Origin of the sequence: Rhodococcus sp. USK10 (genome assembly GCF_019378875.1) — a bacterium.
In the GTDB taxonomy this organism is placed as follows: domain Bacteria; phylum Actinomycetota; class Actinomycetes; order Mycobacteriales; family Mycobacteriaceae; genus Rhodococcus_F; species Rhodococcus_F pseudokoreensis.
This window is the reverse complement of sequence record NZ_CP076048.1, coordinates 7,703,162-7,718,498: the sequence shown is the minus strand read 5'-3', so window position 1 is coordinate 7,718,498 and position 15,337 is coordinate 7,703,162. Positions and strand designations below refer to the sequence as shown.

Here is a 15,337-nt window from a genome sequence, read left to right as displayed (position 1 = left end):
CACGTCGGAGCCCCGTTGTCGCGAACCGGGTGGTTCGGGCAAGCTGGCGTCATGCAACGAGAGAGCGTCACACCACGACCGAGCCAGAAGCCCGCACTCCGTCTCGCCGCACTGCTGCTGGGCGCGGGCACGATGCACTTCGTCGCCCCGAAGTTCTTCGATTCCACGGTCCCCACGCAGTTGCCGGGCGACGCGCGCACCTACACCTACGTGTCCGGGGTCGCCGAACTCGCCATCGGCACCGCGCTGGCCGTGCCGCGCACGCGCAGGCTCGGTGGCGGTCTCGCCGCACTGCTGTTCGTCGCCGTCTTCCCCGCCAACATCAACATGGCAGCGGACTGGCTGAAGAGCCCGAAGACGACGACCGTGCAGAAAACCGGTGCGCTGCTGCGTCTTCCGCTGCAGATCCCGTTGGTCACCGAGGCCCTCAAAGCTCGGCGTCACGCCTGAGGTCGTCCTCGGGACCACCGTCGCCGGCGCCGGCGGTACGGAGGAGGCGGGCGAGCGCGTCGGCGCCGGGCAGACGGTCCGGCGCGATCGTCCGTCCGGTCCGCACGTAATGGAATGCGGCGCGCACCCGCTCGATCGGAACGTCCATCAGTTCGGCCCACGCCAGCCGGTACGCGGCGAGTTGCATCACGACGGCCTTCTCGTTGGCCGCGCTCGGTTCGGCACCGGTCTTCCAGTCGATCACCGTCCATCCGCCGTCGGGGTCGGTGAACACCGCGTCGATCCGTCCCCTCAGCACCGTCCCCGCCACCGAAGTCTCGAACGGCACCTCGACCTCCGTCGGGTTGCGGTCAGCCCACGGCGAGCGCAGGAACGCGTCCTGCAACGTCGCGAGGTCGGCATCCGGGCCCGCACCCGTGTCGGCGGCACCGGGCAGCTCGTCGAGGTCGAGCAGCCGGGTGGCCCCGAAGCGGCGCTCCACCCAGGCGTGGAACGCGGTGCCGCGCCGGGCGAGCGGATTCGGCGGGAACGGCAGCGGCCGCCGCAGCCGGGCGGCCAGGGCGTCCGGGTCGGCCTCGAGTTCGACGAGCTGGCTCACCGACAGCTGGCCGGGTAACACCACCTCGGTGCGGGCGTTGGCACGCGCTTCCCGCTCCGCGAGGAGGGCGTCGACGTCGGCCGCCCAGTTCTCGGGATCGTCGTCCTCGTCCGCCGGCGCCTGCTTGCCGACGTTCTTCAGCGCCGCGACGACCAGCGCCGCACCGCGCTCGACCGACTCCCGGCGGAGCCCGAGCGGATCCCGCGGCCACACCGCCGACTTGGGGGTGCTGGTCAGCAGGTTCTGCTCCTCGGGTTCGGGTGCGGGCGCCCAGAGATCGACGGTGCCGATGCCCTCGTGCTGCTCGTCCGTCACCGTGTCGCGCAGTTCGGTGAGGAACTCCGACGGCCCCTTCGGCTCGGTTCCCGATTCTGCCCAGTGGTGACCCGACGCGAACAGCACCCGTTCCGTACGGGTGAGGGCGACGTAGAACAACCGGCGGTCCTCGTCGAGTCGGCGGGCCGCCAGCGCCGATTTGTGCGCCCTCACGGCCTCCTCGAGGTCTTTCCGGTCGTACAGGTTCTCGAGGTCGAGGACGGGCACGCCGTCGGCCGACTCCCCCGGCCGCGCCCGGTCTCCGCGCAGCGACGGCGGCAGTTCGCCGAGCGCACCGAGCCAGGACCCGGACGCGGTCCGCGACGGAAAGACACCGGCCGTGAGGTGCGGCACCGCCACCACTTCCCACTCCAGCCCCTTCGCAGAGTGCACGGTCAGCACCTGGACGCGGTGCGGGTCCACCTCGACTTCGCCGGGCGCCAGGCCTTTTTCGACCGATTCCGCGGCGGACAGGAAGGCGAGCAGTCCCGTGACGGTGGCCGACGTGCGGTTCGCGTAACCGGCGACGACGTCGGCGAAGGCGTCGAGATGTTCACGCCCCGCACTCCCCCGCGCCGATTGCCGCGTCCGGGCCTGCGCTTCGATGCCGATCCCCAGCACCCGTTCGACCTCGGCCACCAATTCGGTGAGTGGCTGCCCGATCCGCTCGCGCAGGGACGCCAACTCCGCCGCCACCGCGGTGATCCGTGCGTAGCCGACCTGCGAATAGCGTTCGGCTGGGCCGGGATCCGCCAGCGCGTCGGCCAGCCCCGCCTGCTCCGCGTGTTCACCGGGCATCGCCTCGCCGACGGCGTCGGCCAGGGCGGCCGAATCCGTGACGGCGCCGGTGGTTCCGTAGCCCGTTCCGATGGCCAGTTCGGACGCTCGCCGCGACAGCGCCGTCAGGTCGGCGGCCCCGATCTGCCAGCGAGCCCCGGTCAGCATCCGAACGGCGGCACTGCCCGCCATCGGGTCGGCGACGACCCGGAGCATCGCGATGACGTCGGCCACCTCGGGCGTGTGGAGCAGACCGCCGAGACCGACGACCTCGACCGGCAGACCCCGCGACCGCAGCACCTCCGCGATCGGTGCCGCGTCGGCGTTGCGGCGGATAAGCACCGCGGCGGTCGGCGGATCATCGCCCCGGTCCGCGGCGTCCGCGTACTGTTCGGCGATGCGGTCGGCCACCCATTCCCGTTCCTGCACGACGTCGCCGGTGAGGGCCAGCCGAACGTCCCCGGGTACGGCCTGCGGTCGCGCCCGCAGCATGCTGACCGCCACACCCCGCTCCCGCAGGGACGCCGACGCCATGTTGGCCAGCGCCAGAGCCTCCGGCGGGTTGCGCCAGCTGGTGAGCAGTTCCAGCGTCGGCGCCGGATCCCCGTTCGTCAGTGGGAAATCCGTGGCGAAGCGGGGCAGGTTGGCGGCCGACGCTCCACGCCAGCCGTAGATCGACTGCATGGGATCGCCCACCGCGGTGAGCGCGAGTTCGCCGTCGAGGCCGCCGCCGAACAGCGACGACAGCAACACCCGCTGCGCGTGTCCCGTGTCCTGGTACTCGTCGAGCAGCACCACCCGGAAACGGGTGCGCTCGGCGAGGCCGACCTCGGGGTGGTCCGCGGCTACGCGTGCCGCCAGCGACATCTGGCTGCCGAAGTCGAGCGCGCCTTCCCGTCGCAGGGTGTCCGCGAGCCGCTGCACCAGCGGCAGCAGTTCGACCCGGCGGTGCTGGGTGTCGAGGATGTCGAGCAGTTCCTTGCCAGGACCGCCGCGCTGCCGCGGTCCGGCGGGCAGGGTGTGGACGAGCTTGTCGAGTTCGGTGTGCGCCTCCCGCAGATCGTCCGGTTCAACGAGGTGCTCGGCGAGCTGCCCGGCCAGCGCGAGGACCGCCTCGGTGACGGACGCCGGATTTCTGTCGGTGTCGAGGTCGCCGTCCCACGAGCTGACCACCCGGTGCGCCAGCTGCCACAGTTCCGTCTCCGACAGCAGCGTCGCCGACGGTTCGATGGGCAGCAGGAGCCCGTGCTCGGACAGCAATCGCCCGGCGTAGGAGTGGTACGTGCTGACCTCCGGTTCGCCGGCGAGGATGCGCGACCGGAGGTCACCGCTCGGGTCGACCCGGCGGAGCAGGTCCGAACCCGCAAGCCGGGCAAGGCGTTTCCTGATCCGGGCGGTCAGCTGCTGCGCCGCCTTGCGGGTGAACGTCAGACCCAGCACCGCCTCGGGGTCGACGACCCCGTTGGCCACCAGCCACACGACGCGGGCGGCCATCGTCTCGGTCTTGCCCGCGCCTGCCCCCGCGACGACGAGGGTCGGGCCGAGGGGGGCCGCGATGACGGCGGCCTGTTCCGGGGTCGGCGGATGCTGCCCCAGTCCGATCGCGAGTTCCACCGGGTCGATTCGGATGGTCATTCCGACGTCACCTGCCGTCCCTCGTCGTGCGCGGGACAACTCGTCCGCACCGGGCAGTGCCTGCATCCGTCGTTGACGCGGGCGAGGAACTCCGGACCCTTGGTGGCGGCCGCCGCCGCATGGATGACCGCGAGCCACGTCTCGAGGTCCTCCTCCGACAGCGGTGCCTGCACCCGCTGCGTCGCGCCTTCCTTCTTGTGCGGTTTGGCGACGAAGACCAGCCGCGCCCCACCGGGTTTCGACGCCGGCTCCCCGTCGATCGCACCGGTGGCCGCCGCCACCTGGTAGGCCGCCAGCTGGGCGTGCTGCTGGGCGTCGTCCTTGGTGACGGGTGAGCGGGCGGTCTTCACGTCGACGATCACGGGCCTGCCCTCGGCGTCGCGTTCGAGCCGGTCGATCCGCCCCCGCAGCCGGATCTTCGGGGAACCCTCCTCGCGCGGCTCGAGGACGCCGTCGACGGCCACCTCGACGCCGACCTCGGTGAGTTCGGACCGGGTGTTCCCGAGCCAGGCGGTGAACGTGGCGAGCATGTCCCGGGTGCGGTCGAGTTCGCGCCGCGAGTACCACTGGGAGCCGAGATCGATCGATTCCCAGGCGTTCTCGAGCGCACGTTCCACCTGATCGGGTGGGATGCGGCCTGCGAGCGCCTGCACCAGCGTGTGCACGAGCGTTCCGGCGATGGCGTGGGTGTTGTCGCCGTCCCGGCCGCCGTGGCGTTCGAGCAGCCACCGCAACGGGCAGGTGTTGAGCAGGTCGACGGTGGACGGCGACAGCGACACCGGTCCGTCCTCCGCGTTCCACAACGCCACCCCGGTGCTCGGTTCGGCGGTGCCGTACCACTGGTCCGGGTGTGCGCCGCGCACTCCGGCTTCGGCGAGCCGGGCGAGTTGGCGGGCGGCGCGTTCCTGGCGGGCGGGGTCGAAGTCGGCGACGTCCGGATCGCAGACCACGCTGCGCAGTTCGGCGACGAGGGCGGGCAGGGCCAGGACCCGGGTCGCCGGATCGTCCGCGGGCACGACCGCCTCCTCGACGTCCGGATCCTGTTCTCCGGCGAGCAGTTCGTCGACGAAACGGGAGTGGACGAGATCGGCGTCGCCGCTGGCCGAGTCGACCGCGGTGACCAGCAGACTCCGCCTCGCCCGGCTGCACGCCACCAGGAACAGCCGACGTTCCTCGGCGAGCAGCGGTGCGGTGCGCGACATCCGGTCGGCCGCGGTCTCGCTGCCGTCGGACACGCCGCCCGTGAGGTCGATCAGCGCCTCGGTGCCGAGCAGGCTTCCGCGGGCCCGCAGGCTCGGCCACAGCCCTTCCTGCACCCCGGCGACCGCGACGACGTCCCATTCACGGCCGGCGGCGGAGTGGGCGCTGAGCACCGACACGGCGTCGGCCGGAACGACGGAGACAGTGCGCGCGGTGGGAATCGCCTGCCCGGTCAGGTAGTCGACGAACCCGGCGAGCTGCGCGCGAGGGAGACGGTCGACGTAACTCGCCGCGGCGTCGAACAGGGCGACCACGGCGTCGAGGTCGCGGTCGGCCTGCGCCCCGATCGGACCGCCGCGGGCGGACGCCGCCGCCCAGCGACGTTCGAGTCCGGTGGCCTGCCACGCCGCCCACAGCACGTCCTCGATGCCGCGACCCCGCTCGAGCGGAACCCTCGCCTTGCGCAGCACGGACAGCACCCGGTTCAGGGACGCCGCTTCGACGTCGGTCAGCTTCGCCGTGACCCTGCGGGTGCTGTCCGTCTCGCCGACCAGCAGGAGACGGAGCAGTTCCGCGGAGTCGCGGTCGCCGCCGGAGGCCAGCTCGGCGCGCCGCAGACCCCGGCGAAGACGCCGGAGCGCCACGGGTTCCGCGCCGCCGACCGGGCCTGCGAGCAGGGCGAGCGCGTCCTCGCCCGTGAATTCCTGCCCCGACAGTGCCCGCAGCACCAGCATCAGCCCCGACACCCCGTGCTGACGAGCCAGCGGCAACTCGGAGGCCGCGGTGGTGACGGGCACACCCGCACCCAGCAGCGCCCGCCGGAGCGGAGCCAGCGCCCGCGGAACCGAACGCACGATCACCGCCATCTCCGACCACGGCACCCCGTCGAGGAGGTGGGCGCGGCGCAGGGTGTCGGCGATCAGCGCCGCCTCCTTCGCCGCGGTGCCCAGGACCCGGACCGACGTCCTTCCGCCGTCCTGCGACGGGGTCCAGATCCGGTGGGGCAGATGCCCCGGCAGGCGGGACGTGATCCGGGCCGCGGTGGTCGCGACCTCCGCCGAACTGCGAAAGTTGACCGGTAGCAGCACCTGCCGCGGGTCGCCCTTGTCGGCCAGGTCGGCGAGGAACGTGGGGTCGGCCCCGCGGAACCCGTAGATCGACTGGTCCGGGTCACCGGCCACGACCGTGGTACGGGTACCGGTGCCGACGAGCCTGACCAGTTCCGCGGCCTGCGGATCGAGGTGCTGGGCGTCGTCGACGAGCAGGTGCCGCACCCGGGCCCGTTCCGCGCGCAACAGGTCCGGGTCGGTGGCGAACGCGGTGAGGGCCGCACCGATGAGTTCGGCCGCGTCCAGCGCCGGCGCCGTGGCCTCGGGGGCCTCGACACCCACCGCTCCGCGCAGCAGCATGCCGTGCTCGTACCGGGCGGCGAACCTGCCCGCCGCCACCCACTCGGAGCGGTCGTGCCGCCGGCCCAGCTTGATGAGATCTTCCGGGCCGAGACCCCGCTCACTCGAGCGCAACATGAGGTCGCGCAGTTCGACGGCGAAGCCGCCCAGCGCCAGTGCGGGACGCAGACGGTCGGGCCACATCTCGCCGCCGTCTTCGATGTCGCCCTGCAGCATCTCGCGGAGGACGGCGTCCTGCTCGGCGCCGGTGATGAGGCGCGGCGGCGGATTGCCGTGGGCGGCGGCCTGCAACCGCAGCACCGCGAACGCGTAGGAGTGGACGGTGCGGACGAGCGGTTCGCGCGTGGCCCGGGGCCCGTGGTGCTCGTCGTGACCGATGAGGGCGGCGGTCACCTCTTCGCGCACCCGGCCCGCCGCACGCTTCGACTGCGTCAGGACGAGCACCGACTCCGGGTCTTCGCCGCCGGCGATCCGGTCCACCGCCACATCGACGAGCAGCGACGTCTTGCCGGTTCCCGGGCCGCCGAGCACCTGCCAGGGATTCCAGCCCAGGCCGAGGGGCGGGGCGGTGAGGACCCGCTGCGTGGAGTCGTCCCACACCCGGGCCGGGCGGTCGGGGCTCGGGCGGTGCACGAGCCGGGCCCGGGGAGCCGACGTCCTGGTGCGCACCGCCGATTCCGTCATGGGCAGCATTCCACCAGAACGGTCCGACATCTCCGGCGGCGGCCCGATCCGGCATCATGGGTCACGTGTCAGCACTGAATACGTACCTGTTCGGCGCCGAGGACGGCACGGAGATCCTCGCCCTGCACGGACTCACCGGCCACGGCAGACGGTGGGAGGCGCTGGCCACCGACCAGCTGCCCGACGCCCGGTGGATCTCCCCCGACCTGCTCGGGCACGGCCGCTCGACGTGGTCGCCGCCGTGGAACCTCGAGGCCCACGTCGGGAGCCTCGTCGACACCCTCGACGCGCACGCCCGGGGACCGGTCCTGGTGGTGGGCCACTCGTTCGGGTGCGCCCTGGCGCTGCACTTGGCACGCACCGTCCCCGACCGGGTCCGCGGCCTCGTGCTGCTCGACCCGGCGATCGGGCTCGATCCCGCGCAGATGCGGTCGGTGGCCGATCTCACCATCTCCTCCCCCGACTACACCGACGTCGAGGAGGCCCGGTCCGACAAGCTGCACGGCTCGTGGGGCGAGGTGGCCCGCGACGTCCTCGAGGACGAGATCGCCGAACACCTCGTGCCCCTCGAGAACGGCCGGGTCAACTGGCGACTGTCCACCCCGGCCGTCGTGACGGCGTGGGGCGAACTGGCCCGCGAGGCGGTCCTGCCGCCCGCGCATCTGCCGACCGTGCTCGTGCAGGCGTCGAAGGTGCAGCCGCCGTACGTCACACCCGAGTTCCGCAAGGCCCTCGTCGACCACCTGGGCGACAACCTCACCGCCGTCGACCTCGACTGCGATCACATGGTGCCGCAGGCCCGGCCCGACGAGGTGGCCGCGCTCATCCGCACACTTCTCTGATGGTCGCGACGACGGAAGAACAGGTCGAGGCGGTCCGCGCGCTGGTCGCGTCGATTCCGCCGGGCCGGGTGGCCACCTACGGCGACATCGCCGCGGCGGCCGGGCTGTCCAGTGCGCGGACGGTGGGCTGGATCATGCGCACCGACTCCGCCGACCTCCCCTGGCACCGCGTGCTGGGCGCCTCGGGGCGGCCGGCGCCGCACCTCGCGCACAAGCAGATCGCGAAGCTCGAACTCGAGGGCGCGCCCATCCGGGACGGCCGCGTGGATCTCGCGGCGGCGCGGTACCGGTTCGATCCGCCCGGCTGACGGTCACCCGCCTCAGCAGGTGCTCGGCGCGGGGTCGCCGCGGAACCGGGCGTCCATCCAGTCCAGCCCCTGGGGCAGTCCCAGCGCCGCCGCCGACAGATGGTCGGGTGTCGGCGTGAGCAGCGTCTGCACCGGGGTGCCCGCGTCGCAGTACCGCCGCAGGGTGGTGTCGATCGAATCGACCGGGATCAGCGCGTCCGTCGGGCTGTGCCATTCGAAGATCGGTACGGTGGGCACGCCCGGGTACAGCTCCAGGCTGTTCTCCTCCATCACCTTCCACGCTTCCGGGTCGTCCATGAAGTTCTGGTTGTCGGTCATTTCCGAGGCGCTGTGCCCGATTCCGAACAGCATGATCTCGTTGGTGCATCCGTTGCCGATCATCTGCTTCATCCGGCGGCCCTCGTCGTTGAGTTGGCCGCTGACGTCGATGCGATCCGGGTATTCGCGTTCCAGACCCAGTGCGGCGGCCATCGCGAGACCGAACGCGGGGTGCGGGTTGGTGCCCAGCGCCTCCGCCATCTTCACCAGGTTCATCGGGGTTCCGCCCTCGGCGGCGCCGACGATGTTCAGCTCGGGGGCGTAGCTCGGCGCCAGCGCCGCCGCCCATGCCGTCGCCATGCCGCCACCGGAGTACCCGCCCAGTCCGACCTTGCTGTTCTGTACCTGCAATTCGGGGACCCGCTGGACGGCCCGGATGCCGTCGAGCGTGATCTGGCCACCGAGTTTGGCTGCGCCGTACGCCATCCGCGGTCCCAGATGGTCGGGCAGCGCTACCGCCCAGCCGCGCGCGAGAGCGATGTTGAGGCCTGCCGCCTCCCGGATCTGGTGCAGCGGGTCGGTCGTGTACAGCTCGGTGACGATCTTGCACTTGTTGCCCAGCGAATTGATGATGTGCTGATACGACACCAGCGGGCCGTCCGGGACGTGGTTCGGGGGCAGCACGTACGTGGTGTTCGCCGCGATCGGCCTGCCCTCGGAGTCGGTGGTCCGGAACAGCAGCTCCCACATCGCACTACCGGGGAAGTAGTACGACGGCGGCAACTGGCGGATCTTCAGCACGTCGCCCGGAGCGTGGTCGGCGATGTCCGTGGGCTGAATGTAGAAGGGGTCCGGGTCGGCGACCGGGAAGATCGCGTCCGCAGCGGGCGGGGTCGGCAAGGGCGGCAACGGCACCAGCGGTTGTGCCGCGGAAGTTCCAGCGCCGACGAGGGCGGCGGTCAGGGCGAGGACCGGGCCGACTACGGCGGTGCCGAAGGATCTGCGGAACAACGAGCCCATGACATACCCCACATTTCAGCGACGGGTCGACGGCATCACTATGCCAGAGCGTCGATAAAGATCCGCCCCTTTCCCGGTACCGAACAGGTCTCTGACCGATACTTCGATTCACAGATACTTTTCCGTGACACACCCGCGCGTCACACGACGAGCGACGGCGTCACGGACATCGAGGTGTCGGCGGACACGACCAGCGTGGCAAGGACATTCACGGCGGCGGTCAGTTCGGACACCGGCCGCGTGAACGGCATCCGCTGATGGTCGTCGAACAGATGGCCAGTGCCGAACCGCGGCCCCGGCGCCAGCAGCAGCCCCCTCGACCGCGCGGCCGCGACGAGGTCCGTCGAACTCGCACCGGCCGGAAGCCTGCACCACAGGGACAGTCCCCCAGCAGGCAGCACGTAACTCCACCCGGGCAACCGCTCGTCGACCGCCGCCGCAAGCGCGTCCCGCTGCACCCGGAGGTCGCGGCGGCGCTGCGCGACCAGCCGGTCGTGCCAGGCGAACAGGCGCACGGCCGCAAGCTGATCCAGCACGGAGACCGACAACTGCCTACGGGCCATGATCTTGGCCATCTGCGCGGTGCGGGCAGCCTCCGCACGCACCCAGCCGATGCGGATACCTCCCCACACGGTCTTGCTGAGGCTGCCGATCGCCACGGTCGCCGATTCCGGGACCGGGACGCCGAACGGCTCGAGGTCGTCCGGACCGTCCAGCACGATGTCGGCCGCCACTTCGTCCACGACGGTCACCACTCCGTGGCGGGCGAGGGTCGCGGCCAGCCGCCGTCTGCCGTCGGGGGTCGCCCTTGCTCCCGACGGATTGGAGAAGTCCGGCATCACGTACGCCACCGTGGGGGCACTCTGCCGGGCGGCCCGGTCCACTTCGGCGACGAACGCGTCCGGGTCGGTCGCGTCGATCGGCACCGGAACGGGTCTGCCGCCGGCCGCCTGCACGGATTCGACCGCGCCGGGATACGTCGGGTGTTCGATCAGGACGCGGTCGCCCGCCTCGACGAGCGCCTCGAACACCACCTCGGTGGCGTCGCCCGCGCCCCCGGTGACGAGGATCTGGTCCGTCGTGGTCGGGCGACCACGGCGCGTGTAGCGGTCTGCGATCGCGGCCCGGAGTGTGGTCAGTCCCCCGGGGTGGTATCCGTGCTGGGGCATGAAGTGGGGCAACTCGTCGACGGCGTCGAGGTACGCCTCCCTGAGTTCGGGGGCCGCCGCCGGTGCGGCGTTGACGAGGTCGATCACACCGTCGACCGGCGCCCCGACCATGCTCCCCCAGGCAGGCGGACCGGACGGCATCGCCACGAATGTCCCCGATCCGTGCCGCGCCGACGCCCAACCCGCCTCTCTCAGTTCGCGATAGGCGGCGCTGACGGTCACCCGGCTGAGCCGGAGTTCCTCCGCGAGGGCCCGTTCGGCGGGCAGCCGGACTCCGACGGCCATGGATCCGTCGGCGACCCTCTCGCGGAGGGCGTCGGCGAGCCCGCGGTACAGCGATTGCCCGCCTGCGGGCGCCGCACCGAGCAGCACCGCCAATTCGGCCGCGGAGACGGTTCGCACCGGTTCACTGCTCATACAGGCCACTTTTCCACAGAGGACTGAATATCGCAGTCCACTTCGGGCCGACAATCGATACATGCTGGTAATTGGAATCCTCTTGGCCCTCAGCCTGGCGTCGGTGGCCTGGCTCTGCGTCAGCACGGCGCAGGGCGGACGGTCCGGGCTCGCCGGTCCTCCACGCAGCCACCTGCACAGCGACTGAGGGTGTGCGGCAGCATGAGGGAATGAACTTTGCCGCGCCCGTTCACGCGATCGTCCTCGCCGGTGGACGAGCCACTCGAATGGGCGGCGTCGACAAGCCGGCCGTGGTGGTCGGCGGACGCCGGATGCTCGACACCGCTCTCGACGCGGTCGACGACTGTGAGCGCATCGTCGTCGTGGGACCTCGCCGCGCCGACCTCGATTCGACGGTGCTCCAGACGCAGGAGACGACGCCGGGCGCGGGCCCGGTCGCGGGGGTGGCCGCAGGGCTGGCCGTGCTCGACGCCGACCCGGGCGACCGGGTGATCCTGCTCGCGTCGGACCTGCCGTTCGCGGAACCGGCGATGGCGGAGGCCCTCGCCGCCGCCGTGCAGGACGCCGACACGGTGTTCGCGGTCGACGAGTCGGGCCGCCTGCAGTTCCTGTTGTCCGCGTGGCGCGTCGGCGCGCTCACCGACCGGCTCCGCGCGCTCGGCTCGGCCGTGAACCAGCCGATGAAGGCCCTCGTCCCGGAATCGTTCGACACGGTGCTCTTCCGCGGCGTCACCGACTGCGACACACCGGAGGACGTCGAGCGGGCCCGCAGCACGGCCGCGGCGGTGCCCGTCACCGTCGCCGAAGCCCGGACCGCGATCCTGGCCGCGGTTCCCCGACTGCCACCGCGCGCCGCGGCGCTCGGCACGTCGCTCGGCGCCACACTGGCCGAGCCGCTGCTCGCCGCCGAAGCCCTGCCGCGTATCGCGGTGTCCGCCATGGACGGGTACGCCGTCGCGGGCGACGGTCCGTGGGTGCTGCGCGACTCCATCCGGTACGCCGGCAGCGACGAGGAACTGGAACTGGCGGAAGGTGAGGCGGCGCGGATCGCGACCGGCGCGCACCTGCCCACCGGCGCCTCCACCGTCGTGCGGGACGAATTCGCCGTGACGACAGACACTTCCGAGGGGCCGCGACTGTCCCGCCGGGCCGACGCCCCGGTGCGCGACGACGCGCGGCGTCGCGGCGAGGACTGGCACGAGGGGTACCGGCTCGCGGCGGAGGGCACGGCCGTCACACCCGCGCTCGTCTCCGCGGCCGCAAGCGCCGAGGTGACCACCGCCGGGGTCCGCGGACCGGTCCGCGCGCACGTCGTGGTGACGGGAGACGAGATCCGGCGCGACGGCCCGCTGCGGCAAGGACAGACGCGGGATGCCCTGGGACCCGTTCTCCCCCAGTTCCTCTCGTGGTGCGGAATCCACACGGTCGCCGACACGCACCTGCGGGACACGTCCGACAGCTTCGACGAGTTGTTCCGGGAAGTCCGCCGGCCCGACCTGATCGTGATCGTCGGGGCCACCGGCGGTGGCGCGGCCGACCAGCTGCGTGCGGCGCTCGACCGCGCGGACGCCCGGATCGTCGTGGGGAGGGTGCGGTGCCGCCCGGGCGGTTCCCAGGTGACCGCCCTGCTGCCCGACGGCCGGGTGGTGCTCGGGCTGCCCGGCAACCCGTACGCCGCGGTCGTGACACTGCTGACCACGGTTCCATCCATCGCGGCCGCGCTCACCGGTCGCACCCCGGCACCGATTCAGCTGGGGCGCATCGCGAATGCGTCCGAGGTCAGTGGTGACGCCACCCGCATCCTGCCCGCTGTCCCGCAACCGGACGGCACGTGGCGCGTCGACCCCGGAATCCGGACCGCGCATCTCGCGGGCCTGATCGACCGCGAGGCGCTGGCGCTGGTCCCGGCTGGGGCCGTCGACGGCGATCTCGCCGAGCTGGTGCCGCTACCGCGCTGAGCGGACGGTTCAGCGCTGGTACGACAGGGCGCGGACCGCGGCCGGGATTCCGCTGCGGTAGCGGTCGGCGACGAGATCGACGATCGCCGGATCGACGCCGAGCGGCTCGGCCACCCCGTCCGCACCGGCATCGGCGAGGCGGGCGTGGAACAGTCCGTGGGCCAGGAGGTACGACGCGACGAACACTCGCTGCTCGCCCCCGGCCCGCACTCCGGCGACCACGTCGGGGACGCGCGGCTGCGCGGTCGCCACGTAACCGATCCGGACCCGCGACGCGACGAGTTCCGACAACATCGCCGCGGCGCGCCGGACGTCGCGCAACGCCCGGGGGTCGGACGAGCCGGCCGCGGCGAGGACCACCGCGTCGCCGGGCCGCCAGCCCGCGTCGACGAGCCGCCGCAGCAGGACCTCCGCGAGAACGGGGTCCGGTCCCAGGGCCCGGGTCACGGCCACGGAGGGATGGCCGCTGTCGGCCACCTCCCGCGGAACGTCGGTGTGGACGTGGTAGCCCGACGCGAGGAACGCCGGCACCACGACGGCGGGCCCGGTGATGTCACCGAGCACCTCGGCGGGTGACGGCCCGAGAACGTCCACGAAGGACACCCGGGTCGGTCCGACCTGCTCGGCGACGGCGTCGGCGAGCGCGGCGATCATTTCCACGCCCCGGGGACTCCGCGTTCCGTGTGCCACCAGTACCAGTGCTGTCTCGTTCATTGCTGTCCCTCCTCACGTGAATCGGCGCAGTCGACGGGATCGAGCGCGAGGCGGTATCCCCGCTTGACCACCGTCTGGACTGCTTTCGGTGCGCCCAGGGACGCGCGCAGTCTGGCGACCGCCGTTTCCACGGCGTGGGTGTCGCCGCCGCCACCGGGCAGTGCGGCGAGCAGTTCGTCCCGTGGGACGACCCGGCCGGGCCGGGCGCCGAGCGTGCGCATCAGCGACATCGCGGCGGGCGGCAGCTGGCGCACCTCGCCGTCGACGACGACGCATCCGCCGCGGATGCTCAGCTCGTGTCCGGCGGTGTGGATCTTGTTCGCCCGCCGCGGCAGCTCGTCGGCGATGTGCCGGGCGAGCGCACCCAGCCGCGAGCGTGCCGGCATCGTCGTCGGAACCTCGAGTTCGCGGAGCGGTCCGGCGGTGACCGGTCCGACGCAGGCGGCGACAACCCGGTGCCGGAACGAGTGCAGCACCATCTCGATCATTCCGGTCTCCTTGGCGCGGGTCAGCAGCGAGGCCACCGCCGGTGCGCTGGTGAAGCTGACCGCGTCGAGACCGCCGGAAGCGATCAGTTCGATCATCCGGTCCATCGGGGCCTGGTCCTCGAGCGGCGTCCACCGGTAGACGGGGACGGCGATCACGTCGGCGCCCGCACAGCGCAGCACCTCGCAGAAGTCCGCGACCGGCTCCCACTCCGTGGTGGCGCCGTGCAACTGGACCGCGATGCGCTTGCCTTCGACACCCTCGCCGAGGAGGTGATCGAGTACTTCGGCCGACGACTCCGACGCGGGTGACCACTCTTCCCGCAGGTCCGCCGCCCGGATCGCCCCCTTTGCCTTGGGTCCGCGGGCCAGCAGCCGGCTGGAGGCCAGCGCCCGGCCCAGCTCCTCCGCTTCACCCCAGCCGTCCGCGGCCTCCATCCAGCCGCGGAAACCGATCCCGGTGGTCGCGACGACGATCTCCGGCGGGTTGTCGATGATCTGGCGCGTGACGCGCTCGAGTTCCGTGTCATCGGCCAACGGGATGATGCGGATGGCCGGAGCGTGCACCACGGTGGCACCCCGCCGCGTCAGCAGCGTGGCGAACTCTTCCGCACGCCGGGACGCCGTGATCCCGATCGTGAACCCGCACAGCGGCGTCGCGTCGTTCACGCGTGCGTGCTGTGGACCTGGACGACGCCGGCCCACACCCGCACGTCGTACACGGGCAGCCGCACCGACTCGTCGTCGAGGCAGCGACCGTCGACCAGCGAGAAAACCTGCTTGAGCAGCGGCGACGCCACGGTGGGCTCCCCGGCCCGGTCTCCAACGAGGCCGCGGGACATCACGGCGGCGCGCCCGAACGGGTCGATGTTGCCGACGGCGTGCAGGGATCCGTCCTCGAGAAGGAACAGTGCCACCTGCTCTCCGCCCCGCAGCAGCACCGCCACCCCGAGACCGGGGATCAGCTGGCTGAGCGGACACGCGGACGTCCATTCGAGACGGCCTGACTTGACGCTTTCGAACCTGGTTCCACTGGCACTGTGGACGTTCATGTCGACGACGGTCATCACAGTCCTCCTTCGGGCTGGTGTGTATCCG

Annotated in this window: 12 protein-coding genes; 5 read left to right on the top strand and 7 right to left on the bottom strand. The window is 72.1% G+C overall.

What is annotated here, in order from left to right; translation table 11 throughout:
• The first annotated feature begins 51 nt into the window (after window positions 1–51).
• Window positions 52–450, top strand: a complete 399-nt coding sequence (locus I1A62_RS42200; RefSeq protein WP_124390343.1) for a MauE/DoxX family redox-associated membrane protein — start codon at window positions 52–54, stop codon at window positions 448–450.
• On the opposite strand, the gene I1A62_RS42195 is transcribed toward I1A62_RS42200, so the two are convergent.
• Both I1A62_RS42195 and I1A62_RS42190 read right to left on the bottom strand, forming a co-directional pair.
• Window positions 428–3,775: an ATP-dependent helicase gene (locus I1A62_RS42195; RefSeq protein ID WP_219458024.1), complete on the bottom strand. Its 3,348-nt coding sequence runs from the start codon at window positions 3,773–3,775 to the stop codon at window positions 428–430. The two genes, I1A62_RS42200 and I1A62_RS42195, sit on opposite strands and share 23 nt — an antisense overlap.
• Window positions 3,772–7,068: an ATP-dependent DNA helicase gene (locus I1A62_RS42190; RefSeq protein WP_124390345.1), complete on the bottom strand. Its 3,297-nt coding sequence runs from the start codon at window positions 7,066–7,068 to the stop codon at window positions 3,772–3,774. The genes I1A62_RS42195 and I1A62_RS42190 overlap by 4 nt, the downstream gene beginning before the upstream one ends.
• Window positions 7,069–7,124: 56 nt before the next feature.
• On the opposite strand from I1A62_RS42190, the gene I1A62_RS42185 reads away from it, so the two are divergent.
• Window positions 7,125–7,910 (top strand): alpha/beta fold hydrolase, encoded by a 786-nt coding sequence (locus I1A62_RS42185; RefSeq protein WP_124390346.1) that lies wholly within the window; start codon window positions 7,125–7,127, stop codon window positions 7,908–7,910.
• On the top strand, window positions 7,910–8,218 hold the full coding sequence (locus I1A62_RS42180; RefSeq protein WP_124390347.1) for an MGMT family protein: 309 nt from the start codon (window positions 7,910–7,912) through the stop codon (window positions 8,216–8,218). The genes I1A62_RS42185 and I1A62_RS42180 overlap by 1 nt, the downstream gene beginning before the upstream one ends.
• 12 nt (window positions 8,219–8,230) lie before the next feature.
• Here the strand turns inward: I1A62_RS42180 and I1A62_RS42175 are convergent, their stop codons facing one another.
• Together I1A62_RS42175 and I1A62_RS42170 are read right to left on the bottom strand one after the other, a co-directional pair.
• Complete coding sequence (locus I1A62_RS42175) at window positions 8,231–9,496, bottom strand: lipase family protein (RefSeq protein WP_219458022.1); 1,266 nt, start codon at window positions 9,494–9,496, stop codon at window positions 8,231–8,233.
• Between the two features lie 140 nt (window positions 9,497–9,636).
• Complete coding sequence (locus tag I1A62_RS42170) at window positions 9,637–11,082, bottom strand: PLP-dependent aminotransferase family protein (protein ID WP_219458021.1); 1,446 nt, start codon at window positions 11,080–11,082, stop codon at window positions 9,637–9,639.
• 61 nt (window positions 11,083–11,143) lie between these two features.
• Between I1A62_RS42170 and I1A62_RS46725 the strand changes: the two genes are divergently transcribed.
• Window positions 11,144–11,269 carry a hypothetical protein gene (locus I1A62_RS46725; RefSeq protein ID WP_257890675.1) on the top strand — a complete coding sequence of 42 codons (126 nt, stop codon included), beginning with the start codon at window positions 11,144–11,146 and terminating at the stop codon, window positions 11,267–11,269.
• Between the two features lie 22 nt (window positions 11,270–11,291).
• Window positions 11,292–13,040: an NTP transferase domain-containing protein gene (locus I1A62_RS42165; protein ID WP_219458019.1), complete on the top strand. Its 1,749-nt coding sequence runs from the start codon at window positions 11,292–11,294 to the stop codon at window positions 13,038–13,040.
• A gap of 9 nt (window positions 13,041–13,049) precedes the next feature.
• On the opposite strand, the gene I1A62_RS42160 is transcribed toward I1A62_RS42165, so the two are convergent.
• From I1A62_RS42160 to nirD, 3 genes are read right to left on the bottom strand one after another with little or no spacing between them, the layout of a single operon-like run.
• The gene (locus tag I1A62_RS42160; protein WP_124390351.1) at window positions 13,050–13,754 is read right to left on the bottom strand and encodes a sirohydrochlorin chelatase; all 705 of its coding nucleotides are present in this window, start codon (window positions 13,752–13,754) and stop codon (window positions 13,050–13,052) included.
• A complete protein-coding gene (locus tag I1A62_RS42155; protein WP_219458017.1) occupies window positions 13,751–14,908 on the bottom strand; it encodes a uroporphyrinogen-III synthase in 1,158 nt (385 codons plus the stop codon). The genes I1A62_RS42160 and I1A62_RS42155 overlap by 4 nt, the downstream gene beginning before the upstream one ends.
• On the bottom strand, window positions 14,905–15,306 hold the full coding sequence (gene nirD / locus I1A62_RS42150) for a nitrite reductase small subunit NirD (protein ID WP_043825757.1): 402 nt from the start codon (window positions 15,304–15,306) through the stop codon (window positions 14,905–14,907). Before nirD ends, I1A62_RS42155 begins: the two co-directional genes overlap by 4 nt.
• Window positions 15,307–15,337: the final 31 nt, after the last annotated feature.

Coding starts and splice junctions, on each gene's coding strand:
- I1A62_RS42165 (WP_219458019.1), top strand. CDS start 11,292: ATGAACTTTGCCGCGCCCGTTCACGCGATCGTCCTCGCCGGTGGACGA.
- I1A62_RS42195 (WP_219458024.1), bottom strand. CDS start 3,775: ATGACCATCCGAATCGACCCGGTGGAACTCGCGATCGGACTGGGGCAG.
- I1A62_RS42175 (WP_219458022.1), bottom strand. CDS start 9,496: ATGGGCTCGTTGTTCCGCAGATCCTTCGGCACCGCCGTAGTCGGCCCG.
- nirD (WP_043825757.1), bottom strand. CDS start 15,306: ATGACCGTCGTCGACATGAACGTCCACAGTGCCAGTGGAACCAGGTTC.
- I1A62_RS42200 (WP_124390343.1), top strand. CDS start 52: ATGCAACGAGAGAGCGTCACACCACGACCGAGCCAGAAGCCCGCACTC.
- I1A62_RS42190 (WP_124390345.1), bottom strand. CDS start 7,068: ATGACGGAATCGGCGGTGCGCACCAGGACGTCGGCTCCCCGGGCCCGG.
- I1A62_RS42185 (WP_124390346.1), top strand. CDS start 7,125: ATGGGTCACGTGTCAGCACTGAATACGTACCTGTTCGGCGCCGAGGAC.
- I1A62_RS46725 (WP_257890675.1), top strand. CDS start 11,144: ATGCTGGTAATTGGAATCCTCTTGGCCCTCAGCCTGGCGTCGGTGGCC.
- I1A62_RS42160 (WP_124390351.1), bottom strand. CDS start 13,754: ATGAACGAGACAGCACTGGTACTGGTGGCACACGGAACGCGGAGTCCC.
- I1A62_RS42180 (WP_124390347.1), top strand. CDS start 7,910: ATGGTCGCGACGACGGAAGAACAGGTCGAGGCGGTCCGCGCGCTGGTC.
- I1A62_RS42170 (WP_219458021.1), bottom strand. CDS start 11,082: ATGAGCAGTGAACCGGTGCGAACCGTCTCCGCGGCCGAATTGGCGGTG.